This window comes from Micromonospora purpureochromogenes (genome assembly GCF_900091515.1).
Lineage (GTDB): Bacteria > Actinomycetota > Actinomycetes > Mycobacteriales > Micromonosporaceae > Micromonospora > Micromonospora purpureochromogenes.
Genome location: NZ_LT607410.1, coordinates 1,207,984 through 1,229,822, shown reverse-complemented (window position 1 = coordinate 1,229,822; position 21,839 = coordinate 1,207,984). Strand labels below are relative to the sequence as shown.

Sequence of the window (21,839 nt, the reverse complement as noted above, 5' to 3'; positions counted from 1 at the left end):
CGAGGAATAGCCACGCTTTCTCGGTAAGTGCGCCTCGGCAAGGGGGCGACGGCGACCGGGTCGGTCAGGGGCCGAAGGGGTCGGGGCGGCGTTCGAGGAGTTTGTGCAGGGTGTGCTGGATGGTTTCGCGGACCTGGTCGGCGAGGTTGAACACGACCAGCGGGTCGTCGGCGGAGTCGGTGAGGTGCGCCGTCGGGATCGGCGGGCAGAACTCGATCAGCCACTTGCTCGGCAGCGGCACCATGCCCAGCGGCCCGAGCCACGGGAACGTCGGCGTGACCGGGAAGTACGGGAGCTTCAGCAGCCGGGCGAGGGGCTTGATGTCGGCGAGCATCGGGTAGATCTCCTCGCCGCCGACGATGGCGACCGGCACGATCGGGGTGCCGGTACGCAGCGCCGCCGAGACGAACCCGCCCCGACCGAAGCGTTGCAGCTTGTAGCGGTCGGAGTAGAGCTTGCCGATGCCCTTGAAGCCCTCGGGAAAGACGCCGACCAGTTCACCGTTGCCGAGCAGCCGCTCCGCGTCCGGGTTGCAGGCCACCGTGCCGCCGGTCTTGCGGGCGATCTCGGAGACCACCGGCACCCGGAACACCAGGTCGGCGCCGAGCAGCCGCAGGTAGCGGCGCGCCGGGTGCTGGTCGTGCAGGGCGGTGGAGAGGATCAGCGCGTCCAGGGCCACGGTGCCGGAGTGGTTGCCGACGACCAGGCCCGCCCCGTCGGCGGGCACGTTCTCCAGGCCGGTGACCTCGGTGCGGAACCAGTCCCGGTAGAGCAGGCGCACCAGCGGGTGGAAGACCGACTCGGTCAGGTCCGGGTCGAAGCCGAACTCGTCGACCTCGTAGTCGCCGGAGAGCCGCCGGCGCAGGAAGGCCAGGCCGGCGGCGACCTTGCCGTCCCAGTGGTCCCCCGGCCGGTCCGGCACCGCCGCCCCGCCCGGCGCGTCCGCCGGTATCCGCCCGGCCGTGTCCCGGTCGGTGGACCGGTCCCGCGTTCCGGCCGCCGGCTCGTCGACCCCGGTGTTCAGCTCGTCGACCCCGGTGTCGGGCTCGTCGGTCCCGGCGTCGGGCTCGTCAGTCCCGGCGTCCGGCTCGTCGCTGGTGGACGGGGTCCCGCCCACCCGGGCGGACGGGACCGGCTCGTCGGTGGCGGAGGTGTCCGGCTCGGCCAGGGCCGCCGGCTCCGGGGCGGTGCCGGCCCTGGTGCGCCGGTGCCCGTTGCTCCGCGCCGGCTGACCGTCCGGTCCGGCCACGGTCAGCGGTACGTCGTACCGGTCGTCGGGCCGCTCCTCGGACCGGCTCACGAGCGCTCCCGGACGGCCGACCGGACCTGGCGGATGCTCTCCAGCACCAGTTGCTCGGCGGTGGCGAGGCTGTCCCGGGTGAGCACCACGCCGCCGTGGTGGGCCCGGATGAAGTCGTCGAAGGCGGCGGCGGTGGAGCGCGGGGTGAAGCCGTACTCCCGCTCCAGCCGGCTGGTGTCGACCACCCGGCCGTGCACGAAGAGGTCGACCTGGTCGAGGCCGTAGCGGCCGAAGCCGAGGTTGCGGGCGAGCGCGGCGGCCCCGGACAGGCCCGGCTCCAGCACCGGCACGGCGACCCGACCGGCCCGGCGGATCGCCTGGGAGAGCGAGAGCACCCCCGGCCCGGCGACGTTGTAGGTGCCCGGGTGCTCCTCGGCGATGGACCGGTGCAGCACCTCCAGGGCGTCGTCGAAGTGCACGAACTGCAACCGCGGGTCGCGCCCGAAGACGGTGGGCACCACCGGCTGGGAGAAGTAGCGGGTGAGCGTGGTGTCGGCGGTCGAGCCGATGAACGGCGCGAAGCGCAGCACGGTCGCGGTCACCTCGGGACGGCGGCGGCGGAAGCCGCGGACGTACCCCTCGATGTCGAGGATGTCGCGGCCGAAACCGCCGCGCGGCACCTCGCGCGGCTCGGTCTCCTCGGTGAAGACCGCCGGGTCGCGGAAGGACGCGCCGTACGCGGCCGTGGAGGAGCGGACCACCAGCTTGCGCAGCCGCGGCGCCCGCTGGCAGGCGGCGAGCAGCTGCATGGTGCCGATGACGTTCTGCTCCTTCATCGCCGCCCGGCCGCCGTGCTGGGGATCGGGCGAGCTGACCAGGGCGAGGTGCACCACGGCGTCGACGTCCAGGTCGACGAGGAGCCCGCCGAGCGAGCCGAGGTCGAGCCGGACCCGCTCGACCCGGTCGAGCAGGTCGGTGAACTCGGGACCGGGGGTGGCCGGGTCGACGCCGATCACCCGCTCGATGCGCGGGTCGGCGGCGAGCCGGGCGGCGACGTGCGCGCCGAGGTAGCGACCGACCCCGGTCACGACGACGACCCCCGGAGCACCTGAGGTGCCACCGGGGGTCATCTCGTACGCCCTGACCGGCAGACGGGACCGAGCCGGGACGTCCGCGGCCTGATCACCTGAGCCTCCGAGGGTCGACAGTTGGCAAGTGGTGCCGGAAGCCGGGCCGTGGCCCGGCCCCGGTCACTTGCCGAGACGGCGACGCTGGACGCGGGTCTTGCGCAGCAGCTTGCGGTGCTTCTTCTTAGCCATGCGCTTGCGGCGCTTCTTGACCACCGAGCCCATACGACAGCCTTTCAATGCAAACGTGCGGGGCGGACGAGTGGCGCCACATCGGTGGCGCCGGTGACCGCTTGCGGACAACGGACCGGACCAGCCTGGTGGCGTCGGGGCTCACCGGCGAGGGTCACGATCGGCTCCAGGGTAGCCGGAGTGCGTCAGCAGGACCAACGCGCCCCCGTCGATGCCCGTTACGTCGCAGTCGGCGCACCGCCCGGCGACGGGTCAGGCGGTCTCCTGAAACGCGCCCCGGAGATAGTCGTGCACCGCGTGCTCCGGCACCCGGAACGACCGGCCGACCCGGACCGCGGTGAGTTCACCGCTGTGCACCAGGCGGTAGACCGTCATCTTGGACACCCGCATGACCGACGCCACCTCGGCGACGGTGAGGAACTTGACATCCGACAGCCGACCGTCGGACTGCGACCCGGCCATGGCTCACCCGACCCATCCCATGCCCGGCGCGTGCCGAGCGACCGGAGCTTCCGTCCGGGCCGGCAACGCGCGTGTTACCAGTACGGTAGCGGGGCCGCTGTGACCGGCGCGATCCCTTCGTACAACTGATCATGCCCGGGTCGCCGTTCACCCGACCGTGACCTGCCGTTTCGCCCCCGCCTGCGCTCAACGTCCCGTTCCCGGGACCGGTGGCGGGCACCCGGTCCCGCGGGGCCCGCGCCGGCGACGCGGGCGGGCTCACTCGGCGCGCAATGCGACCACCGGGTCGAGCCGGCCGGCCCGCTGGGCCGGCACCACCCCGAAGACGATGCCCACCGCCGCCGACACCCCGAACGACAGCGCCAGCGGCCACCAGGTGATCGCGGCCGGGATCGGCGAGAAGGCATCCACCAGCAGCGCGGTGCCCACGCCGAGCGCCATCCCGGTCAGCCCGCCGATCGCGGTGAGCAGCACCGCCTCCAGCAGGAACTGCACGCCGATGTCGCGGGGGCGGGCGCCGACGGCCTTGCGCAGGCCGATCTCCCGGGTCCGTTCGCGCACCGAGACCAGCATGATGTTGGAGACGCCCACCCCGCCGACGAGCAGCGAGATACCGGCGATGGCGGCGAGCACGCCGGTGAGCACGCCGAGGATGTCGCCGAGCACGCCGAGGATCTGCTGCTGGGTGACCGCGCTGAACTCGGTGTCCGGGTGCCGGCGGGACAGCTCGGCGACGATCCGGTCGCCCAGCTCGCCGATCCGCTCCCGGTCCGGGGCCTTGACCGCGATACCGTCCACCCGCTGGGTGCCCCAGAGTCGCTGGGCCGCGGTGACCGGCACGTGCACCTCGTCGTCCCGGTCGACGCCGAGGCTCTGCCCGAGCGGCGCGAACACCCCGATCACCCGGAACCGGACGCCGGCGAGCGCGACCTGCTGGCCGAGCGGATCCCGGTCGGGAAAGAGCGCGCGGGCCACCGAGTCGCCGAGCACCGCCACCCGGCGGCTGGTGTCCACGTCGGCGCCGGTCAGGTAGCGGCCCCGGGCCAGCGAGCGGGTGAAGACCGTCGGGGTGGTCTCCAGCACCCCCTGCACGGTGGTGAAGTCGGAGCGGTTGCCGGCCCGGGCCGTCGCGCCGGAGGCGATGGTGACCGCGACCCGGCTCGGGTCGCCGACCACCCGGGAGACCGCGTCGACGTCGGCGAGGGTCAGCGGGGAGACCACCGGCGCGGTGCCCACGTCGATCCGGCCGGGGACCACCAGCAGCAGGTTGGAGCCGAGCCCCTCGACCTGCTGTTCGACCTTCTGCTTCGTACCGGTGCCGATGGCGACCAGCAGCACCACGGACGCCACGCCGATGATCACGCCGAGCATGGTCAGCGCGCTGCGCATCCGGTTGGCCCGCAGCGCGTCCAGCGCCACCCGCCACGCCTCGGCGAGCCTCACGACGCCCCGCCGGCCCGCTCGTCGCCCGCCCGGTCCGTCCCGGCCACGTCCACTCGGGAGATACCCCGGGTCGCGGCGTCCGCGCCGGGTCGCGGTCCGGCCGCGGGGTCCGCGTCCGGTCCTGGTCGGTCGGCGGCGTCCACCTCGGAACCCGGTCCGGCCACCTCGCGGGTACGCCGGTCCGCCGCCGGATCGCGCGGAAGGCGTCCGGTGGCTCCGGCGGCGCCACCGGAGCCACCGGACGGGTGCCCCGGGCCGCTTCCGGACGCGGACCGGGGCTCCGCGCTGGGAGCGGCCACCAGTGTGTCAGGTGCCGCCACGGGCCCGGACGACGGTCGATCATGAACGGTGGAGGCGGTGTCCGACACCACCACCCCGTCGCGCATCGCGATCCGCCGCCGGGCCCGGGCCGCCACCTCGTTGTCGTGGGTCACCATCACCAGCGCCACTCCCGACTCGGCGTTGAGCTGCTCCAGCAGGGCCAGCACCGCCTGGCCGGTCACCGTGTCCAGGTTGCCGGTCGGCTCGTCGGCGAGCAGCACCGTCGGGTCGGTGACCAACGCCCGGGCGATCGCCACCCGCTGCTGCTCGCCGCCGGAGAGCTGGTTGGGGCGGTGGTCCAGCCGGTGTCCCAGGCCGACCCGACCGAGCATCGCGGCCGCCCGCTCGCGCCGCTGCCGGGCCCCGACGCCGCGGTAGACCAGCGGCAGCGCCACGTTGTCCACCGCCGACGTCCGCGGCAGCAGGTGGAACGCCTGGAAGACGAAGCCGATGGTCTCGTTGCGCAGCGTCGCCAGTTCCGGCGCGGAGAGGGCACCGACGTCCCGGCCGCCGATCACCAGCCGACCGCCGGTGGGCTGGTCCAGCCCGCCGAGCAGGTGCATCAGGGTCGACTTGCCGGAGCCGGAGGGCCCGACCAGGGCCACGTAGTCCCCCGGTGCCACGGTCAGCGAGACGCCGCGCAGCGCCGGCACGGAGACACCGTCGAGCTGGTACGTCCGGGAGACGTCCACCGCCTCGATCGCCGCCGGACCGCTCACCGGCGTTCCCCCGTCAGCTCACTCCTCGCGCTCACCGGACTTCCTGGCCGTCCTGGACCCGGTCGGTGCCACGCACCACCACGCGGTCGCCGGCCTGCACCCCGTCGAGGATCTGCACCAGGTCCTGCCCCTGCACGCCCACCGTCACCGGCGCCCGGTCCGCCCGGCCGTCGCGGACCAGCCAGACGGCGTCCCGGCCGTCGGCGGAGAAGACCGCCGAGGCGGGGACGGTGACCGCGTCGGCGGCCTCGCGTACCCGCAGGTGCACCACGGCGTTCATGCCGGGGCGGGGCGCCGGTGCGGCCTCGCCCTCGCCGAGCCGGCCCGCGCCGAGCGACAGCCGCACCCGGTAGGTGACCCCGCCCCGGGCGGAGCTGGTGGGCAGCACGTCGACCGAGCGGACCGTGGCGTCGTAGCTGGCGCCGGTGACCGCGTCCAGTTCGACGTCGGCGACCAGGCCGGGGCGAACCAGCAGCACGTCGGTCTCGTCGACCTCGGCGAGCAGGCCGAGCGCGCCGGTGTCCACGATGGTCAGCACGGGCGTGCCGGCGGTGACCCGACCACCGGCGACCACCGCGTCGTCCACGCCCGGCGGCGGCCCGGCGCGGGACGGGGTGAACGCCGACGGGTCGATCCCGGCGGGCACCTGCCCGCCGCCGAGCAGGGCGGACAGGTCGTTGCCGCCACCGGCCGGGGTGCCGCCGGGCTGCACGACTCCCCCGATCGGGGCGCGCAGGGTCAGCGCGTCGACGGTCGCCTTCGCGAGGTCGTACGCCTGCCGGGCCTGGAGCCGTTGCGCGGCCGACAGCGCGCCGACCGCCGAGTTGAGCCCGGCGACGCCCCGCTGCACCGACCGGACCGCCTGGTCGGCGGTACGCGCCGCAGCGGTGTACTGCTGCTGGGCGGAGGTCACCTGGGCGAGCAGCGCGTCCCGTACCTTCTGGTCGGCGATCTTCCCGGCGGCGTCCCGGGCGGCGTCGAACGCCTCGTCGGCGGCCTTGTCGGTGCCGCGACGGCGGGTGCCCAGGTCGCCCACGCCGACGCCCCGACCGGCCCGTTCGGCGGCCCGGAGGGCGTCGCGGGCCTGGCGGAGGCGCTGCTGGGCGGACGGGGAGCTGATCACGGCGAGCACCTGACCGGGCCTGACCCGCTGGCCGGGCTGGACAGGCAGGCTGCTGACGGTGCCGTCGGCGGGTGCGGTGAGGGTGGCCGCGGCACGGGCGGTCACGGTGGCCGGAGCGTCGATCACCTCGGCGACGGCGGCCCGGCTGGCCGGGGCCAGCGCGACGGCGGACTCGTCGCCCCCGCAGGAGGCGGCGGTGGTACCGGTGAGGACGACGACGGCGAGCAGGGCGGTGAGCAGGCGGGGCCGCGTGGCTACGGGGGGCCGCGGCGAGTCGGGGCGGCGCACGGGCCAACCTTAGCCCGGCGTCGATACGACGCCGAGCGGCACGACCGGCCTACCGGGCGGACCGCGTCCACCCGGCGACGAGTGGGTCCGCTGTCACCGGACGGTCGCCCGGACGTAGGCGACGCACTCGTCGTGCAGGGCGCTCCACGGGTCGCCGAGGACCTGCCCGGACGCGTCGTCCAGCGACCGCCGGTCGTGCACCACGGCCCGGAAGAAGGCGAGCACCTGCTGCTCGCCGTACCGGTCGACGAGGTGGCGGACGGCCAGGTAGCCGACGCCGTAGCTGCCGCCGACCCGGTCGGCCGGGGCGGCGTCGGCCGGGGTGAGGGCGTCAAGCCGGCCGTTCCAGCCGCCGGCGACGAGCTGCCCGGTCTCGTCCAGCCCCTCGTAGCGGCTCACCGGTGCCCCGTCGGCACCGGCGTACTCGGCCAGCCCCTCCACCAGCCACCAGGTCTGCTTGCCCGGGTAGCCCCGTGCGGGCAGCGAGGCGGCGTGGGTCAGCTCGTGCCGCAGCAGTTCACCGGTGGCGGTGGCGGTCAGCCCGTCGGCGTTGAGCACGACCTCGTGGTGGCCGCCGCCGACGGTGATCGCGTACCCGGCGGTCCACTTCGGTCGGCCGCCGCCGTACCAGCGTCGCCACTCGGCGCCGCCGGCGTAGAAGATCCGGTAGCGGTCCGGCGGTGGGCCGGCGACCGCGTACCGGTCGGCGACCGCCGCCGCGGACTCGGCCTCGGCGAGCAGGCCGGGCAGCTTTCCGCGCAGCGCCGGGGTGGTGGCCACCATGGTGCGCGGTCCGACGGCGACGACCAGGTCGCTGACCTCCCAGGGGCGGACCCCGGCCTGCGCGGAGCGGGACTCCTCGACGGCGACCAGCAGCGGTGCGCCGCCGGTCTCCCGCCAGCGGGTGCCGATCAGGACCGGGCTGGGTGCGCAGTCCGGCACGAGGAAGCAGTACCGGAAGGTCACCAGTTGCCGCCACTGCCCCGCCTGCCCGGCGACCGGGATGGGCAGCCCGGACGGCTCGGCCCGCCACACCGCCACCCGGAGCGCGCGCAGTGCGGCGAAGCGGCGGCCCAGGTCGGCGCGGGCGGCGGGGTCCGCGACGGCGAGGAAGCCGCGCCGGTCCCCGCCGAGCAGGGCGTCGGCCTGCCGGGCGAGCTGGGCGGAGAGCTGGTCGCCCACCCGGCGGGCAACCGCCGTGGCCGGATCAGGCGTGCGGGTGGCGGAGCGGCCCACCGTGGCGCGCTCGGCGGTGCGGTCGACCAGGCCGGCCAGCAGCGCCGCCGGCACCCCGCAGCCCACCATCGCCAGTACCACCGCGAGCGCCGCCCAGAGCGGCCAGCGGCGGCGTGAGCGCGTCTCGTCGACCCCGTCGCCCGGGCGCGGCCCGTCGCCGTCGGCCGCGCGCGGCTCGTCCATCCCGTCGGCCGGGCGCGACTCGTCCACCCCGTCGGTGAGGCGCGGCTCGTCATGCCCGTCGGTCACCGGCGAAGGGTACGACCAATCGGGGCGATCCGGCCAGAGCCGCCCGCGCGTCGGCAGCATGCCGGCAGGCCTGCACACGCGGTACAACCCTCTGCAGGACGGTGGCCTGCACGGACGGTGGCCCGCACGGACGGTGGCCTGCACGGACGGTGACCGGGGCGGCGTCGGAAGGGGGTGGCTACTCGCCTGTCGAGGTGATGACGTGAACGACTCACGGAAGGCCGATCCCGGTGGCGGCGGCGACAGGCGTGGTCTCGCCGCCCGGCAGAGACGGCCCTCACCCGCCGGCCGCTGGACGACAGCGACGCGCGCGTCAGGGTGGCCCGAATCGTTTACGACATCAGCTCGAAAGGGCGCGACGACCGCAGGTGGGGTCGCCGTGCCGGGGCCGGTCAGGCCGGGTGACCGCCGTGGCTGAGCAGCGCCCGGTCCACGGCCCAGAGGGCGACCAGACCCACCGCGAGCAACGGGTGCCCGGCGAGGGCGAGCAGCACGCCGGCGGCGAGGAAACAGGCCGCCTGGACGGCGTACTTGGCCGGCGGGGCGAGCCGGACCCGGGCCCGGGGCGAGCAGAAGACGCCCCAGACCAGCGCGATCAGCAGCGGTGCGCCGAGCCCGGCGAGCAGCCGGACTGCCAGTCCCGCGTCGAGCGTGAAGCCCCACCAGCCGGCGGCCACGAGCATCGCCACCTCCACCAGGAAGGCGACCGTCAGCAGCACGACCCTCATCAGGGCCTCCAGTCCCGGTACGCGGTGTCCAACGCGGTTACCAACTGGTCGAAGGACCGGTCGATGCCTCGGGGTAGGCCGAAGCCACCGGCCGCCTCCAGGGTGACGAAGCCGTGCACGGCGCTGCGGAACAGGCGTGCCGCGTCGACCGCGGCGTCACCGGTCAGGCCGTAGCCGCGCAGGATCGCGTAGACGGTGTCGAGGGCCCGTCGGCCGGCGGCGACGTGCTCGGGGTCGGCCGGGTCGGGTACCCGCTGCGCCGCCGGGTAGCGGCCGGGGTGCCGGCGGGCGTAGTCGCGCCAGGCGGTGGCGACCGCCCGCAGCCCGTCCACCCCGGCGCGCCCGGCGGCGGCCGAGGTCATTGCGTCGGCCAGTTCGTCGACGGCCAGCGCGGCCAACTTCTGGCTCAACGCGTCGGCGCCCTTGACGTGCTTGTAGAGGCTGGGCAGCGCGACGCCGAGCCGGCCGGCGAGCGCGGCCAGGGTCAGCCGCTCGTAACCGACCTCGTCGGCGAGGCGGGCCGCCTCGCGGACCACCGTCGACGGGGTGAGCCCGGCCCTAGGCACCCGTGGTCACCGCCAGGAACTCGACGAGCTGGGCAGCCGTGGCCGCCGGCTGGTCGGCGTGCGGGTAGTGGCCGGAGTCGGCGATCATGCGGGCTTCGGCGGTGGCGAAGAGGCGGCGGGCGGCCCGGGCCTCGCCCCCCGGGTCGGCGAAGTCGGGGTCCTTCGCGCCCATCAGCACCAGCACCGGCTGCCGCACGTCGGCCGCCCGGGCCGTCCAGTGCGGGGCGACCGGCGCGACCACACCGCGGACCGCCGCCATCCGGCCGCGCAGGCCGGCGACCAGCTCCTTGCGGTACGCGGCGTCGTCCGCGGGCCGGTCACCGGGGAAGAGCGTCCGGTGGAACATGCCGAACAACCGGGGACTGCGCAGCACCGCCGCCTGGGCGAGCCGCATCGCCGGGTTGGGCCTGGGCTGGGCGACGAACGCGCCGATCTGCACGATGCCGTTGACCAGCTCGGGCGCGTCTCCGGCGGCGAAGACGACGGCCGCCGCGCTGGACGAGCTGCCGACCAGGGTGGCCGGGCCGCCGAGGGTACGCACCACGGCCAGCAGGTCGGAGCCGACCTCGGCCGGGGCGTACGACGGCCAGTGGGCGCTGGAGTCGCCGTGCCCCCGGACGTCCACCGAGGCCACCCGGTAGCCGGCCTCGACCAGGAGCGGGATCAGGTGGCGGAAGGATCGCCGGTTCTCGCCCATGCCGTGCGCGAGGACCACCAGCGAACCCTCGCCGTGCACCTCGTACGCGATGGTGCCGCCGTCCCGCTCCATCTGGCTAATGCTCATAGCCATAAAGCTAAGCACATTAGCCAGGTGTGTCAACGGTCGAACGCCGGAGTCACTTCAACGCCTGAGTCACTTCTTGGAGACCAGGGCCCGGCCGAAGAACATCAGGTTCGCGGGGCGCTCGGCGAGCCGGCGCATCAGGTAGCCGTACCAGTCCTCGCCGTACGGCAGGTAGGTCCGCACGGTGTAGCCCTCGCCGACCAGCCGGGCCTGCTCCTCCGGCCGGATGCCGTACAGCATCTGGAACTCGAACCGGTCCGGGCCGCGGTCGAACCAGCGCGCCCGGTCCTCGCCGATGGCGATCAGGCGCGGGTCGTGGGTGGCCAGCATCGGGTAGCCGTCCCCGGACATGAGCACGTTCAGGCAGCGGACGTAGGACTTGTCCACCTCACGGGCCGACTGGTACGCCACCGACTCCGGCTCCTTGTACGCGCCCTTGCAGAGCCGTACCCGGGACCCGGCGCCGGCCAGCTCGCGGCAGTCCGACTCGGTGCGCCGCAGGTACGCCTGGAGCACGGCGCCGGTCGCCGGGAAGTCCTTGCGCAGCCTGGCCAGGACGCTCAGGGTCGAGTCGGTGGTGGTGTGGTCCTCCATGTCGAGGGTGACCGTGGTGCCCGCCTCGTCGGCCGCCAGGCAGATGGCCCGCGCGTTGTCGTAGGAGAGCTGCTCGTCGAACTTCTGCCCGAGCGCGGAGAGCTTCACGCTGACCTCGGCGGGCGGGGTGAGCCCGGCGGCGGAGAGCGCCTTCAGCAGCTTGAGGTACTCGTCGCGGGTGGCGTTGGCCTGCTCGGGAGTGACGGTGTCCTCGCCGAGGTTGTCGATGGTGACCGCGAGGCCGTCGGCGACGAGTTCGCGGGTCGCGCGCAACGCGTCGTCGGTGCCGGCGCCGGCGACGAACCGGCGGACGACGTCCCGGGTGAACGGGGCCGTCGCGATGAGCCGCTCGACCTGGGATGACCGGGAGGCGGCGAGGATGACGGAACGGAGCATGAGCCGAGCGTAACGCCCGTGCACCGAGCTCCGTCGGGGGGCGGCCGAGCCGCCACGACGCCTCGTGGCAGGCGTCCCAATGGCATCACGAGCACCGTCCGGGGGGCGACGGAACTGGCGTCGATCAGCTACAACGATGCCGTGGATGGACACCCCCGCCGCCGGCTCCGGTCGGCCTCCGTGCAGCTGGGCGCGCTCACCGCCCTGGCGCTCGCCCTTTCCGGCTGCAACCTGACCTCCGACGATGATGATGACGACGACTGCGCCCTGGGTCCGGCCGGCGGCGGGGACACGGTCGCGCTGGCGATGCGGGTACCGGCGGTCACCACCGGCACCGCCGACGCCGAGCCCCGGCCGGTCGCCGCGGCCCTGCCCGAGCGGGGCGGTTTCGGTACCCACCTCGCCTCCTGCGGGGGCTGAGGTGCGGCGCGAGGCGGCCACCCCCCGCCCGGACTGGGACGCCACCATCCGCGAGCAGGGCCTGGTGTACGTCGACACCGAGCTGCCCGACGGCGGGACCATGTCGTACTGGGACGAGACGGCGGCGTACGCCTTCGACCTGGCCGAGGTGCTGCGGCTGGAGGAGGCCACCGAGGAGCTGCACCGGATGTCGGTGGCCGCGGCCGAGCACGTCGTCGCCCGTGGCCGGTACGCCGAGTTCGGCATCCCGGCCTGGGCCGCCGAGGCGGTCGCCCGGTCGCTGCGCGAGCGGCCGCCGACCCTCTACGGCCGCTTCGACCTCGCCTACGACGGCAGCTGGCCGCCGAAGCTGCTGGAGTACAACGCCGACACCCCCACCGCGCTGGTCGAGGCGAGCATCATCCAGTGGTACTGGCTGGAGCAGACGCACCCGGACGCCGACCAGTGGAACAGCCTGCACGAACGGCTGGTGGGCGCCTGGGCCAAAATCGGTGCCGGCCTGCACGACCGGCGGGTGCACGTGACCTGGTCGAACGAGGAGGAGTCGGGCGAGGACCAGATCACCGCCGGGTACCTGGCCGAGACCGCCCGCCAGGCCGGGCTGGACGTGACGCTGCTGCCGATCCAGCACGTCGGCTGGGACGGCCGGCGCTTCGTCGACGCCGACGACCGACCGCTGACCACCTGCTTCAAGCTCTACCCGTGGGAGTGGATGCTGGCCGAGCCGTACGGGCCGGCGGCGCTGGAGCCAGGCACCCCGACCACCTGGATCGAGCCGGCCTGGAAGCTGCTGCTGTCCAACAAGGCGCTGCTCGCCGTGCTCTGGGAGCTGTACCCGGGGCACGAGTACCTGCTGCCGGCGTACCTGGACTCACCGCGCGGGATGCCGGAGTACGTGGCGAAGCCGCTGCTCGGCCGGGAGGGGGCCGCGGTGCGGATCGTCACCGGCGACACCGAGATCACCAATCCGGGCGACTACGGCGACGAGGGCTTCTGCTACCAGGAGTTCCGGGCCCTGCCGGACTTCGCCGGCAACCGGACGGTGCTGGGGAGCTGGATCGTCGACGGCGAGTCGGCCGGGCTCGGTGTCCGGGAGAGCGAGAGTCTCATCACGGACGGTTACGCGCGGTTCCTGCCGCACTACATCGACGCGCCGCGCGCCCCGTGAGTCGTCTACCGTTGGTGTCGTGAACTTCGACGCGTACGCCCGGACCGGCGTTGACCTCGTCAACGCCCGCCTGGACGACCTCGACGACCTGCGGGCCATCTTCCCGGACGACAACGCGTGGATGCGCGACGAGGTCGCCGAACGGGACCTGGTCATCTTCCGGCGGGCGCAGAAGCGTCTGCGCGACGTGTTCGAGTTCGGCACCTCCGGGCGGGACGTCCAGGCGGTGGCCGAGCTGAACGCCCTGCTGGAGGCGTTCCCCGTGCAGCCGCGGATCTCCGGGCACGACTCCAGCGACTGGCACATGCACGTGACCAGCCGGGGCGCGTCGGTCAGCGCGGAGTACCTGGCCGGCGCGGTCTGGGGCCTGTCGGTCTGGCTCTGCGAGTACGGCAGCGCCCGGTTCGGGGTCTGCGCCGACGAGCGCTGCGGCAACGTCTACCTGGACACCTCGTCCAACTGCTGTCGCCGGTTCTGCTCGGAGCGCTGCGCCACCCGCTCCCACGTGGCCGCCCACCGCGCCCGCAAGCGTGCCGCCGTCGGCGAGCAGCAACTCCCCGTCCCCACCCAGGCCGACTCCCTGACCCCCGTCCCCTGACCCTCACCTGACCGTACGGTCGATCATGAAGTTGGTGCCCCGACACGCCGAGGCGGAGGGCAGCAACTTCATGATCAACGGAGCAGGCGGCGGGGGCCGGGGTGGGTCAGGCGTCTACCGGGGAGGGGGCGGTGAGGTGGGCGCGGGCGAAGGCGAGGGCCTCGCGGAGGTCGGCCTCACGGTCGGCGCGGCTCTTCGCGCCCCGGGTGGTGACCTCGACGGCCACCGAGCCGGTGAACCCCCGGCCGGCGAGTGAGCGCAGCAGCTCGGCGCAGGGCTGGCTGCCGCGCCCGGGCACCAGGTGCTCGTCGCGCCCCTCGCCGGTGCCGTCGCCGAGGTGCACGTGCGCCAGCCGGTCGCCCATCCGGTCGGCCATCGCCAGCGAGTCGGTGTGCGAGGCGGCGCAGTGCGACAGGTCGAGGGTGTACGAGGCGTACCCGGCCTCGGTCGGGTCCCAGCCCGGCACGTACGGCACGAACTGCCGGCCGGCCATCCGCACCGGGTACATGTTCTCCACCGGGAAGCGCAGGTCCGGGTACTCGCCGGCGATCGCGGCGAGCCCCTCGGCGAAGTTGCGGGCGTAGTCCCGCTGCCAGGTGAACGGCGGGTGCACCACCACGACCGGCGCGCCCAGGGTGGCGGCCAGCTCGGCCGAGCGGCGCAGCCGCTCCCAGGGGTCGGGGCTCCACACCCGCTGGGTCACCAGCAGGCACGGCGCGTGCACCGACAGGACCGGCACGCCGTAGTGCTCGGAGAGGCCGCGCAGCGCGCCGGCGTCCTGGCTCACGGCGTCGGTCCAGACCATCACCTCGACGCCGTCGTAGCCGAGCGCCGCGGCAAGCTGGAACGCCGCCGCGGTCCGCTCAGGGAAGACCGAGGAACTGGACAGGAGCACGGGGACGCGGGAAGTCACACCCCTCAGGGTAGCCCGACCGGTCACCGCGCTTCAGGACGAGCGGCCTCAAATGGCGCAGAACGACCGACGCGGATCACATCGGTTCGAGCTGATCCAACCGGCGGAGGATGACGCCCTCACGCAGCGCCCACGGGCAGATGTCCAGCGCCGGGACGTCCAGGCGACGCAGCACCGCCTCGGCCACCACCGCACCGGCGAGCAGTTGGTGCGCCCGCCCCGCGCTGACCCCCTCCAGCTCGGCCAGCTGGGCCGGCGGGATGTGCCGGATGAAGCCGAGCACCTGCTGCAGCCCGGTGCGGGTGAGGCTGCGCCGGGCCCAGAGCCCGGCCGCGGACGGCGCCGCGCCGGCCAGCCGGGCCAGCATCCGGAAGGTCTTGGAGGTGGCGACGGGGCGCTCCCAGCCCACCCCGGCGAGCTTCTCCACCACCGGGTCGAGCAGCCCGTCGACGTACTCCCGCAGCTCCTCCACGGCCTCGGCGGACGGCGGCACCTGCCCGGCCGGGTCCACCCGCAGCCGCTCCCGGCTCAACCGCCCGGCCCCGAGCGGCAGGGAGACCGCGACGTCCGGATCCTCGTCGATGCCGGCCGCCAGCTCCAGCGAGCCGCCGCCGATGTCCATCACCAGCAGCCGACCAGCCGACCAGCCGAACCACCGCCGCACCGCCAGGAAGGTCATCCGCGCCTCGTCCGCGCCGGAGAGCACCTCCAGCCGTACGCCGGTCTCGTCGCGGACCCGGGCCAGCACCTCGGCGGCGTTGGTGGCGTCGCGCACCGCGGAGGTGGCGAAGGCGAGCAGGTCGTCGGCGGCCAGCCCGGCGGCGGCGGTACGCGCCATGCTGACCGCCTTGACCAGCCCGTCGGCGCCCTCCTCGGTCAACGCCCCGTCCGGGCCGATCTGCTCGGCCAGCCGGAGCACCACCTTCTCCGAGTGGGCCGGCCAGGGGTGCGCCCCGTGGTGGGCGTCGACCACCAGCAGGTGCACCGTGTTGGAACCGACGTCGAGGACACCCAGTCGCATGCTGTCGACCCTAGGGCCAACACGTTTCCGCGGCTCGCCGGCCGGCCCCGGTCACTCCGCGTACGCTGGTCCGGGTGACGAGCCAGGTGGAACTGCACGTACTGGTGGACGACCCGGGCGACCCGCGCAGCCGTGAGGTGGGGCTGGACTTCCCCCGCGAGTGGATCGAGTTCGTCGACCCGGCCGACGAGCGGCACCTCGTCCGCGCCGACCTGACCTGGCTGTTGTCCCGCTGGACGTGCGTCTTCGGCAAGGGCTGCCACGGCATCATCGCCGGCCGGGCCACCGACGGCTGCTGCTCGCACGGCGCGTTCTTCACCGACGGCGACGACGAGAAGCGGGTCCGGGCGGCGGTCAAGCGGCTCACCCCGCAGACCTGGCAGCACTTCCGCCGGGGCGTCAAGAACTGGACCGCGGAGGACACGATCGACGGCAAGAACCCGGCGCGGCGCACCGCCACCCGGGACGTGGACGCGCCGTGCGTGTTCCTCAACGACGCCGACTTCCCCGGCGGTGGCGGCTGCGCCCTGCACGGTCAGGCGCTGCGCGACGGGGTGCACCCGCTGGAATACAAGCCGGACGTCTGCTGGCAGCTGCCGATCCGCCGCGAGCAGGACTGGACCAAGCGACCCGACAACACCAAGATGCTGGTCTCCACGCTGACCGAGTTCGACCGGCGGGGCTGGGGCGCGGGCGGGCACGACCTGGACTGGTGGTGCACCTCGTCCACCGACGCGCACGTCGGCACCGAGCCGATGTACGTCTCGTACGGCCCGGAGCTGACCGCCCTGATCGGCGCGCCCGCGTACGCGAAGCTGGCGGAGCTGTGCGGGGCGCGGCTGCGCCAGGGCCAGGTCGCCCCGCACCCGGCCAGCGAGCGCTGACCGCCGAAGCTACTCCCGCGCCTCGACCGGCAGGACGACCACGCCGTCGTCGTCGCTGTGCACCTCGGCTCCGGGCGTGAAGACGCAGTTGCCGAACGACACCGGCACGTCCCGCTCGCCGGCTCCCGCCTTCGCGCTCTTGCGCGGGTTGGCGCCGAGCGCCTTGATGCCGATCGGCAGGGCGGCCAGGGCGGTGACGTCCCGGACCGCGCCGTTGATCACCACTCCCGCCCAGCCATTCGCCGCCGCGGTGCCGGCGATGAGGTCGCCCATCAGGGCGGTGTGCACCGACCCGCCGCCGTCCACCACCAGCACCCGGCCCTCCCCCGGCTCGGCGACGATCGACTTGAGCAGGGCGTTGTCCTCGAAGCAGCGCACCGTGACGGCCGGCCCGGCGAAGGCGCGGGCGGCGCCGAACTGGCGTAGCTGGGTGTCGCACGAGCCGAGCACGTCGCCGTACCGGTCGTAGAGGTCGGCGGTCGGAGTCAGCATGGTTCTTCCCTCTCTGGTCGGGTCGTCGGATCGGGAGGCGGGCCCTGGTGCAGTCCGGTCGCGGCGGCGGCCGCGCCGGCCAGGCCGGCGGCGGTGCAGGCGAGCACGCCCGCCGCCCCGGCGCCGGCGGCGAGCGCTCCCGCGGCGCTCGGGATGACCACCTGGCCGAGCCGGTTGCCGGTGAGGCGCAGGGACATCGCCCGGCCGCGCAACCCGGGCGGGGCGGACTCGGCCAGGAACGACATGGTCAGCGGTTGCCCGGCGCCCAGGCCCAGCCCGGAGACCGTGACCACCACCGCCATCGCCCAGAGCGGCAGGGGCGGCAGCAGCAGCCCGACGCCGGCGGCGGAGAGGGCGACGGTGCCGACCAGCAGCCGGCGCCGGCCGACGGCGGCGACCAGCCGGCCCAGCAACAGCCGCGAGGCCATCGACGCGACCGCCCGCAACCCCAGCAGTACGCCGATCGAACCGGCGGCGATGCCCCGCTCGGCACCGAGGGCGGGCAGGTAGACCAGGGTGATGTCGACCGCCGCCAGGACGACGCAGCTGACCGCGAGGGCGCGCACCAGTCCGGGTTGGCGGAGCAGGCCGGCCAGTCCACCGGCGGCCGGACCCGCCGCCTGCCGGTGGTGCGCCGAGGGGCGCAGGAACGCGGCGGCGACCAGCAGGGGCAGGGTGAGCGCGGTGGCGCCGAGGAAGATCGCCCCGGTGTCCGGGATCGGGCGGTCCCCGCCGAAGACCACGATCAGGCCGGGTCCCAACGCCTGGCCGAGCGAGGCGGCGAAGGTGTAGTAACCGAAGGCCGCGTCGTACCGGTCCGCCGAGGTGCGGTTGGCGACCAGCGCCTGCTGGCCCACCACCGCGCAGAGGTGGCCGGTGCCGAGCACCATGCTGGCCACGACCAGGCCGGCGACCGAATCGGCGAAGAGCACGAAGCAGGCCCCGGCGGCGGCGAGCAGGCCCGACCCGGCCAGCACGATGCGGCGTTCGCCGAACCGGTCGACCGCGTGGCCGGAGGGGACCGCCAGCACCAGCGGCACGACGGCGAAGCTGGCCCCGAGCACGCCGAGCCAGGCCGCCGGCACGTCCAGGTCCAGCGCCCGGTACGCGGACGCCGGGCGCAGCATGAAGGTGACCGCCTGCACAACGATGGTGTGCGCGAGCAGCAGGCCCGTCTGGGTACGCACGGGGACCCCGGTCAGCCCGGGATCCCCGTGCCCGACGTGCGACATCCCACTCAGTCGGCCTTGACGGCGAGCACCGGGCAGGGCACCCGGAGCAGGATCTCCTGCGCGGTCGACCCCATGATCAGCTTGCCCACCGGGGTCCGGTGCCGGATGCCGATCACCACCAGCGAGATCTCCTCCGCCTCGGCGATCTCGGCGATCTCCTCGGCCGCGTCCCGGCCCCGGATCAGCTGCCGGATGGTGTGCGGCACCCCGTCGGCGGTCAGCTCGCGGACCACCCGGGCCAGGTCGCCCTCCTGGGCGAAGCGCGGGTCGACGTACGCGTCGCCGCGCGAGGTGTTCACCACCAGCACCGGCTCGTCGCGGAACCGGGCCTGCTCCACGGCGGCCCGCAGGGCCGCCTCACCCAGGGCCGAGGGGACGTACCCCACCAGGATGGTCATCCGGCCACCAGCCTCTCCCGAACAGGTCGAACCACGAACCGCCCGATCAGCGGCCAGAGCAGCACCACGGCGACGGTGGCGTAGATCAGCCAGGACACCCAGCCGCCGATCAGGCCGTGCAGCTCGCCGCCGGAGAGCTGCAACGCCCGCCGGCCCTGCAACTCGGCGCGCGGGCCGAGGATCACTCCGACGATCAGCGGCAGGATCGGCAGCCCGAAGCGGCGCATGCCGAAGCCGAGCAGGCCCAGGGCCAGCAGCAGGAACAGGTCGAACGGCTGGGCGTTGACCGCGTACGCGCCCATCGAGGCGAAGAAGAGGATCCCGGCGTAGAGGTACGGACGGGGAATCCGGAGCAGCCGCGCCCAGGCGGGGGCGAGCGGCAGGTTGAGCACCAGCAACAGCAGGTTGCCGATGAAGAGGCTGGCGATCAGGGTCCAGACCAGGCCGGACTCCCGCTCGAAGAGCAGCGGGCCGGGCTGGATCCCGTGCTGCTCGAAGGAGGCCAGCATCACCGCGGCGGTGGCGTTGGTGGGCAGGCCGAGCGCCAGCATCGGCACCAGCGTGCCGGCGGCGGAGGCGTTGTTGGCGGCCTCCGGGCCGGCGACACCCTCGATCGCACCGCGGCCGAACTCCTCCGGGTGCTTCGTCAGCTTCTTCTCGGTGACGTACGACAGGAAGGTCGGGATCTCCGCCCCGCCGGCCGGCACCGCGCCGAACGGGAAACCCAACGCGGTGCCGCGCAGCCACGGCATCCAGGACCGCTTCCAGTCCTGCTTCCCCATCCACGGTTGGCCGACCGGGATCACCTCGCCGGCCTTGCGGCGCAGGTGCGCGGCGATCCAGAGCGCCTCGCCGAGGGCGAAGATGCCGACCGCCACCACGACCACGTCGATGCCGTCGGCGAGCTGCGGGATCCCCAGAGTGAGCCGCTGCTGACCGCTCTGGTCGATCCCGATCACGCCGATGACCAGGCCGAGCAGCAGCGAGGCGAAGCCGCGTACCCGGGACGCGCCGAGCACCGCGGTGACGGCCACGAACGCCAGCAGCATCAGCGCGAAGAAGTCGGGCGCGCCGAGGCTGATCGCGAACGACACCACCGGCGGGGTGACCACCACCAGCAGCAGGGTGGCGATCGTTCCGGCGACGAACGAGCCGATCGCGGCGGTGGCCAGCGCCTGGGCCGCCCGGCCCGCCTTCGCCATCTTGTTGCCCTCGATGGCGGTCACCACCGAGGACGATTCACCGGGGGTGTTCAGCAGGATCGACGTGGTCGAGCCGCCGTACATGCCGCCGTAGAAGATGCCGGCGAACATGATCAACGCCTGGCTCGTCTCCAGCCCGTAGGTGACCGGCAGCAGCAGCGCCACCGTCATCGCCGGGCCGATGCCGGGCAGCACGCCGACCGCGGTGCCGATGGTCACGCCGAGCAGCGCGATCAGCAGGTTCATCGGGGTAACCACATTGGCGAACCCGTCGAGCAGGTGCCCGAAATTGTCCATCAGAGGATTCCTTGCAGCACACCGGCGGGCAGGTTGACCCCGAGCCCGATGGCGAACGTGTAGAAGGTGATCAACGACAGCGCGACGGCGATCAGCAGGTTGCGCACGTAGTGGCGGTTTCCGAGCGCGAACGCGGAGCCCCAGAAGAGCAGCGTCCCGCTGATCACCCAGCCGAGCCGGTCGATCAGCACGGCGTTGACCAGGAACGCGCCGATCAGCAGCAGCACGGTCCGCCAGTCGATCGGGCTGCTCAGGTCGATGTCCTCGCCGGCCTCCGGCTCGCCGGCGCCGCCGCGGGCCACGTCCACCGCGTAGATCGCGGCGACGATCAGCAGCAGCACGCCGAGCAGGATCGGCACCGGCTTCGGGCCGATCGGGTCGGCCGTGCTGATCGCGTGCCCGATCCGGGTCGCATCGGCGATGACCAGCCCGCCGACCAGGGCGAGGAAGGCGCAGACCGCGTACTGGGCCCGGTCGCGGGTAGGCGTCGCCGCCGGCCCGGTCGACGCGTCGGGCAGGGTGGCGCCCTCCGGCGCGGCCGCCGCCTGCGCCGCCCCGACCGACGTACCCGTGGCGTCCGGCCCGGGGGCGGCCGGCGCGGTGCCCGACGTCGCCGGGTCCGGACCGGTCGGCTGTCCCGGCACCGGCGGGGCGGCCGGTCCGGTGGCGGCGCCCGGCCGGGGCGGCTGCTCGCCGCCCCGGTCCGGTCGGCTGGTCATGCCGCTCATGCCAACCCGAGCTGCTTGAGCACGTCGGCCACTGCCTTGTCCTGCTCGGTGAGGAAGGTGCCGAACTCGTCACCGGTGATGAAGGCGTCGGTCCAGCCACGCTTGGTCAGCTCGGCCTTCCACTCGTCCGACTCGTGCATCTTGGTCAGCGCGTCGATCCAGACCTTCTTGTCGGCGTCACTGATGCCGGGCGGCGCGACGATGCCCCGCCAGTTGGTGAAGACCAGGTCGATGCCGGCGGACTTGAGCGTCGGCACGTCCTTGAGCGCGTCGATCGGCGCCTCGCTGGTCACCGCGAGGACCCGGATCTGGCCGGCCTCGACTTGGTCGAGGAACTCGCCGAAGCCGCTGGCGCCGAAGGCCACCTTGCCGCCGAGCACGGCCGGCAGCAGCTCGCCGCCGCCGTCGTACGAGACGAAGTTGACCTGGCGGGGGTCGATGCCGACGGTCTTGGCGAGCTGCATCGGCAGCAGGTGGTCCGGGCCGCCGGGCGAGGAGCCGCCACCGACGGCGATCCCCTTCGGGTTGGCCTTCCACGCGGTGACCAGATCCTGGATCGTCTGGTACGGGGAGTCCTTCGGCACCACGATGGCGCCGGCCTCCTCGATCAGCTTGGCCAGCGGGGTGGTCTGGGTCAGCGTCGCCTTGGACTTGGAGGTGTAGGAGGCACCGACCACGCCCAGCCCCATCTGCATGGCGAGCTTGCCGTTGCCCTTCTCGTTGACGGTGCGCTGGAGGCCGACCGTGCCGCCCGCGCCGGGCAGGTTGAAGACCTGCACCCCGGTGGCGATCTTGGCGTCCTCCATCACCTTGGCCGCGGTACGGGCCGTGGTGTCGTACCCGCCGCCCGGGGTGTTCGGCACCATCAGCCGCAGCCCGGTGGCCGGCTTGCCGTCACCGCCGCCGGACGAGCCCTCGTTCTTGTCGGCGGTGGCGCCGCACGCGCCCAGCGCCAGCGCCGTGGCGGCGGCGACGCCCACGACCAGCAGTTTTCTCCGAGTTGCCATCATGTTTCTCT

23 protein-coding genes and 1 pseudogene are annotated in these 21,839 nt (G+C 74.0%); 4 read left to right on the top strand and 20 right to left on the bottom strand.

Annotated elements, in window-relative coordinates:
* Positions 1–64 precede the first annotated feature (64 nt).
* The 12 genes and pseudogenes from GA0074696_RS05740 to GA0074696_RS05685 form a co-directional block, all read right to left on the bottom strand.
* A complete protein-coding gene (locus GA0074696_RS05740; RefSeq protein WP_088964380.1) occupies positions 65–952 on the bottom strand; it encodes a lysophospholipid acyltransferase family protein in 888 nt (295 codons plus the stop codon).
* A gap of 344 nt (positions 953–1,296) precedes the next feature.
* A complete protein-coding gene (locus GA0074696_RS05735; protein ID WP_088960134.1) occupies positions 1,297–2,370 on the bottom strand; it encodes an NAD-dependent epimerase/dehydratase family protein in 1,074 nt (357 codons plus the stop codon).
* Positions 2,371–2,490: 120 nt separating this feature from the next.
* On the bottom strand, positions 2,491–2,592 hold the full coding sequence (locus GA0074696_RS05730; protein ID WP_007465623.1) for a 30S ribosomal protein bS22: 102 nt from the start codon (positions 2,590–2,592) through the stop codon (positions 2,491–2,493).
* A 219-nt stretch (positions 2,593–2,811) separates the two neighbouring features.
* Positions 2,812–3,021 carry a helix-turn-helix domain-containing protein gene (locus tag GA0074696_RS05725; RefSeq protein WP_088960133.1) on the bottom strand — a complete coding sequence of 70 codons (210 nt, stop codon included), beginning with the start codon at positions 3,019–3,021 and terminating at the stop codon, positions 2,812–2,814.
* A 258-nt stretch (positions 3,022–3,279) separates the two neighbouring features.
* A complete protein-coding gene (locus GA0074696_RS05720) occupies positions 3,280–4,464 on the bottom strand; it encodes an ABC transporter permease (RefSeq protein ID WP_088960132.1) in 1,185 nt (394 codons plus the stop codon).
* 203 nt (positions 4,465–4,667) lie between these two features.
* Positions 4,668–5,504, bottom strand: a pseudogene (locus tag GA0074696_RS05715) (ABC transporter ATP-binding protein); the annotation flags it as partial.
* 31 nt (positions 5,505–5,535) lie between these two features.
* Positions 5,536–6,915 carry an efflux RND transporter periplasmic adaptor subunit gene (locus GA0074696_RS05710; RefSeq protein ID WP_088960131.1) on the bottom strand — a complete coding sequence of 460 codons (1,380 nt, stop codon included), beginning with the start codon at positions 6,913–6,915 and terminating at the stop codon, positions 5,536–5,538.
* 93 nt (positions 6,916–7,008) lie between these two features.
* Complete coding sequence (locus tag GA0074696_RS05705) at positions 7,009–8,400, bottom strand: hypothetical protein (protein ID WP_172894191.1); 1,392 nt, start codon at positions 8,398–8,400, stop codon at positions 7,009–7,011.
* A 392-nt stretch (positions 8,401–8,792) separates the two neighbouring features.
* Positions 8,793–9,128 carry a YrdB family protein gene (locus tag GA0074696_RS05700; RefSeq protein WP_088960130.1) on the bottom strand — a complete coding sequence of 112 codons (336 nt, stop codon included), beginning with the start codon at positions 9,126–9,128 and terminating at the stop codon, positions 8,793–8,795.
* Positions 9,128–9,694 carry a TetR/AcrR family transcriptional regulator gene (locus GA0074696_RS05695; RefSeq protein WP_088960129.1) on the bottom strand — a complete coding sequence of 189 codons (567 nt, stop codon included), beginning with the start codon at positions 9,692–9,694 and terminating at the stop codon, positions 9,128–9,130. Before GA0074696_RS05695 ends, GA0074696_RS05700 begins: the two co-directional genes overlap by 1 nt.
* Positions 9,687–10,478 carry an alpha/beta fold hydrolase gene (locus GA0074696_RS05690; RefSeq protein ID WP_088960128.1) on the bottom strand — a complete coding sequence of 264 codons (792 nt, stop codon included), beginning with the start codon at positions 10,476–10,478 and terminating at the stop codon, positions 9,687–9,689. The genes GA0074696_RS05695 and GA0074696_RS05690 overlap by 8 nt, the downstream gene beginning before the upstream one ends.
* 69 nt (positions 10,479–10,547) lie before the next feature.
* Positions 10,548–11,468, bottom strand: a complete 921-nt coding sequence (locus GA0074696_RS05685; RefSeq protein ID WP_088960127.1) for a proline dehydrogenase family protein — start codon at positions 11,466–11,468, stop codon at positions 10,548–10,550.
* Between the two features lie 141 nt (positions 11,469–11,609).
* On the opposite strand from GA0074696_RS05685, the gene GA0074696_RS05680 reads away from it, so the two are divergent.
* Genes GA0074696_RS05680 through GA0074696_RS05670 form a run of 3 tightly spaced genes read left to right on the top strand, consistent with a single transcriptional unit; the run spans position 11,610 to position 13,654 of the window.
* A complete protein-coding gene (locus tag GA0074696_RS05680) occupies positions 11,610–11,888 on the top strand; it encodes a hypothetical protein (RefSeq protein ID WP_231925273.1) in 279 nt (92 codons plus the stop codon).
* 1 nt (position 11,889) lies between these two features.
* On the top strand, positions 11,890–13,056 hold the full coding sequence (locus GA0074696_RS05675; RefSeq protein WP_088960125.1) for a glutathionylspermidine synthase family protein: 1,167 nt from the start codon (positions 11,890–11,892) through the stop codon (positions 13,054–13,056).
* A gap of 19 nt (positions 13,057–13,075) precedes the next feature.
* Complete coding sequence (locus tag GA0074696_RS05670) at positions 13,076–13,654, top strand: CGNR zinc finger domain-containing protein (protein WP_088960124.1); 579 nt, start codon at positions 13,076–13,078, stop codon at positions 13,652–13,654.
* A 106-nt stretch (positions 13,655–13,760) separates the two neighbouring features.
* Here GA0074696_RS05670 and GA0074696_RS05665 read toward each other — a convergent pair whose 3' ends face one another.
* Both GA0074696_RS05665 and GA0074696_RS05660 read right to left on the bottom strand, forming a co-directional pair.
* Positions 13,761–14,567 (bottom strand): sugar phosphate isomerase/epimerase family protein, encoded by an 807-nt coding sequence (locus GA0074696_RS05665; RefSeq protein WP_172894189.1) that lies wholly within the window; start codon positions 14,565–14,567, stop codon positions 13,761–13,763.
* Positions 14,568–14,643: 76 nt separating this feature from the next.
* A complete protein-coding gene (locus GA0074696_RS05660) occupies positions 14,644–15,588 on the bottom strand; it encodes a Ppx/GppA phosphatase family protein (protein WP_088960122.1) in 945 nt (314 codons plus the stop codon).
* A 74-nt stretch (positions 15,589–15,662) separates the two neighbouring features.
* On the opposite strand from GA0074696_RS05660, the gene GA0074696_RS05655 reads away from it, so the two are divergent.
* Positions 15,663–16,472 (top strand): hypothetical protein, encoded by an 810-nt coding sequence (locus GA0074696_RS05655; protein WP_088960121.1) that lies wholly within the window; start codon positions 15,663–15,665, stop codon positions 16,470–16,472.
* Between the two features lie 9 nt (positions 16,473–16,481).
* Here the strand turns inward: GA0074696_RS05655 and rraA are convergent, their stop codons facing one another.
* From rraA to GA0074696_RS05625, 6 genes are read right to left on the bottom strand one after another with little or no spacing between them, the layout of a single operon-like run.
* Entirely contained in the window at positions 16,482–16,964 is a 483-nt protein-coding gene (gene rraA / locus GA0074696_RS05650; protein WP_088960120.1) for a ribonuclease E activity regulator RraA, read from the bottom strand.
* Positions 16,958–18,151: an MFS transporter gene (locus GA0074696_RS05645; protein ID WP_197700815.1), complete on the bottom strand. Its 1,194-nt coding sequence runs from the start codon at positions 18,149–18,151 to the stop codon at positions 16,958–16,960. Before GA0074696_RS05645 ends, rraA begins: the two co-directional genes overlap by 7 nt.
* A 50-nt stretch (positions 18,152–18,201) precedes the next feature.
* Positions 18,202–18,594 (bottom strand): universal stress protein, encoded by a 393-nt coding sequence (locus tag GA0074696_RS05640; protein ID WP_088960118.1) that lies wholly within the window; start codon positions 18,592–18,594, stop codon positions 18,202–18,204.
* Complete coding sequence (locus GA0074696_RS05635; RefSeq protein WP_088960117.1) at positions 18,591–20,093, bottom strand: tripartite tricarboxylate transporter permease; 1,503 nt, start codon at positions 20,091–20,093, stop codon at positions 18,591–18,593. The genes GA0074696_RS05640 and GA0074696_RS05635 overlap by 4 nt, the downstream gene beginning before the upstream one ends.
* Positions 20,093–20,812 carry a tripartite tricarboxylate transporter TctB family protein gene (locus GA0074696_RS05630; RefSeq protein WP_231925272.1) on the bottom strand — a complete coding sequence of 240 codons (720 nt, stop codon included), beginning with the start codon at positions 20,810–20,812 and terminating at the stop codon, positions 20,093–20,095. The genes GA0074696_RS05635 and GA0074696_RS05630 overlap by 1 nt, the downstream gene beginning before the upstream one ends.
* Positions 20,813–20,817: 5 nt before the next feature.
* On the bottom strand, positions 20,818–21,828 hold the full coding sequence (locus GA0074696_RS05625) for a Bug family tripartite tricarboxylate transporter substrate binding protein (protein ID WP_231925271.1): 1,011 nt from the start codon (positions 21,826–21,828) through the stop codon (positions 20,818–20,820).
* Between the last annotated feature and the right edge of the window lie 11 nt (positions 21,829–21,839).

What these genes read in the sequence shown, in the direction of transcription:
- GA0074696_RS05735 (WP_088960134.1), bottom strand. Translation starts at nt 2,370, where the DNA reads ATGACCCCCGGTGGCACCTCAGGTGCTCCGGGGGTCGTCGTCGTGACC.
- GA0074696_RS05730 (WP_007465623.1), bottom strand. Translation starts at nt 2,592, where the DNA reads ATGGGCTCGGTGGTCAAGAAGCGCCGCAAGCGCATGGCTAAGAAGAAG.
- GA0074696_RS05725 (WP_088960133.1), bottom strand. Translation starts at nt 3,021, where the DNA reads ATGGCCGGGTCGCAGTCCGACGGTCGGCTGTCGGATGTCAAGTTCCTC.
- GA0074696_RS05700 (WP_088960130.1), bottom strand. Translation starts at nt 9,128, where the DNA reads ATGAGGGTCGTGCTGCTGACGGTCGCCTTCCTGGTGGAGGTGGCGATG.
- GA0074696_RS05690 (WP_088960128.1), bottom strand. Translation starts at nt 10,478, where the DNA reads ATGAGCATTAGCCAGATGGAGCGGGACGGCGGCACCATCGCGTACGAG.
- GA0074696_RS05685 (WP_088960127.1), bottom strand. Translation starts at nt 11,468, where the DNA reads ATGCTCCGTTCCGTCATCCTCGCCGCCTCCCGGTCATCCCAGGTCGAG.
- GA0074696_RS05660 (WP_088960122.1), bottom strand. Translation starts at nt 15,588, where the DNA reads ATGCGACTGGGTGTCCTCGACGTCGGTTCCAACACGGTGCACCTGCTG.
- rraA (WP_088960120.1), bottom strand. Translation starts at nt 16,964, where the DNA reads ATGCTGACTCCGACCGCCGACCTCTACGACCGGTACGGCGACGTGCTC.
- GA0074696_RS05640 (WP_088960118.1), bottom strand. Translation starts at nt 18,594, where the DNA reads ATGACCATCCTGGTGGGGTACGTCCCCTCGGCCCTGGGTGAGGCGGCC.
- GA0074696_RS05635 (WP_088960117.1), bottom strand. Translation starts at nt 20,093, where the DNA reads ATGGACAATTTCGGGCACCTGCTCGACGGGTTCGCCAATGTGGTTACC.
- GA0074696_RS05630 (WP_231925272.1), bottom strand. Translation starts at nt 20,812, where the DNA reads ATGACCAGCCGACCGGACCGGGGCGGCGAGCAGCCGCCCCGGCCGGGC.
- GA0074696_RS05625 (WP_231925271.1), bottom strand. Translation starts at nt 21,828, where the DNA reads ATGGCAACTCGGAGAAAACTGCTGGTCGTGGGCGTCGCCGCCGCCACG.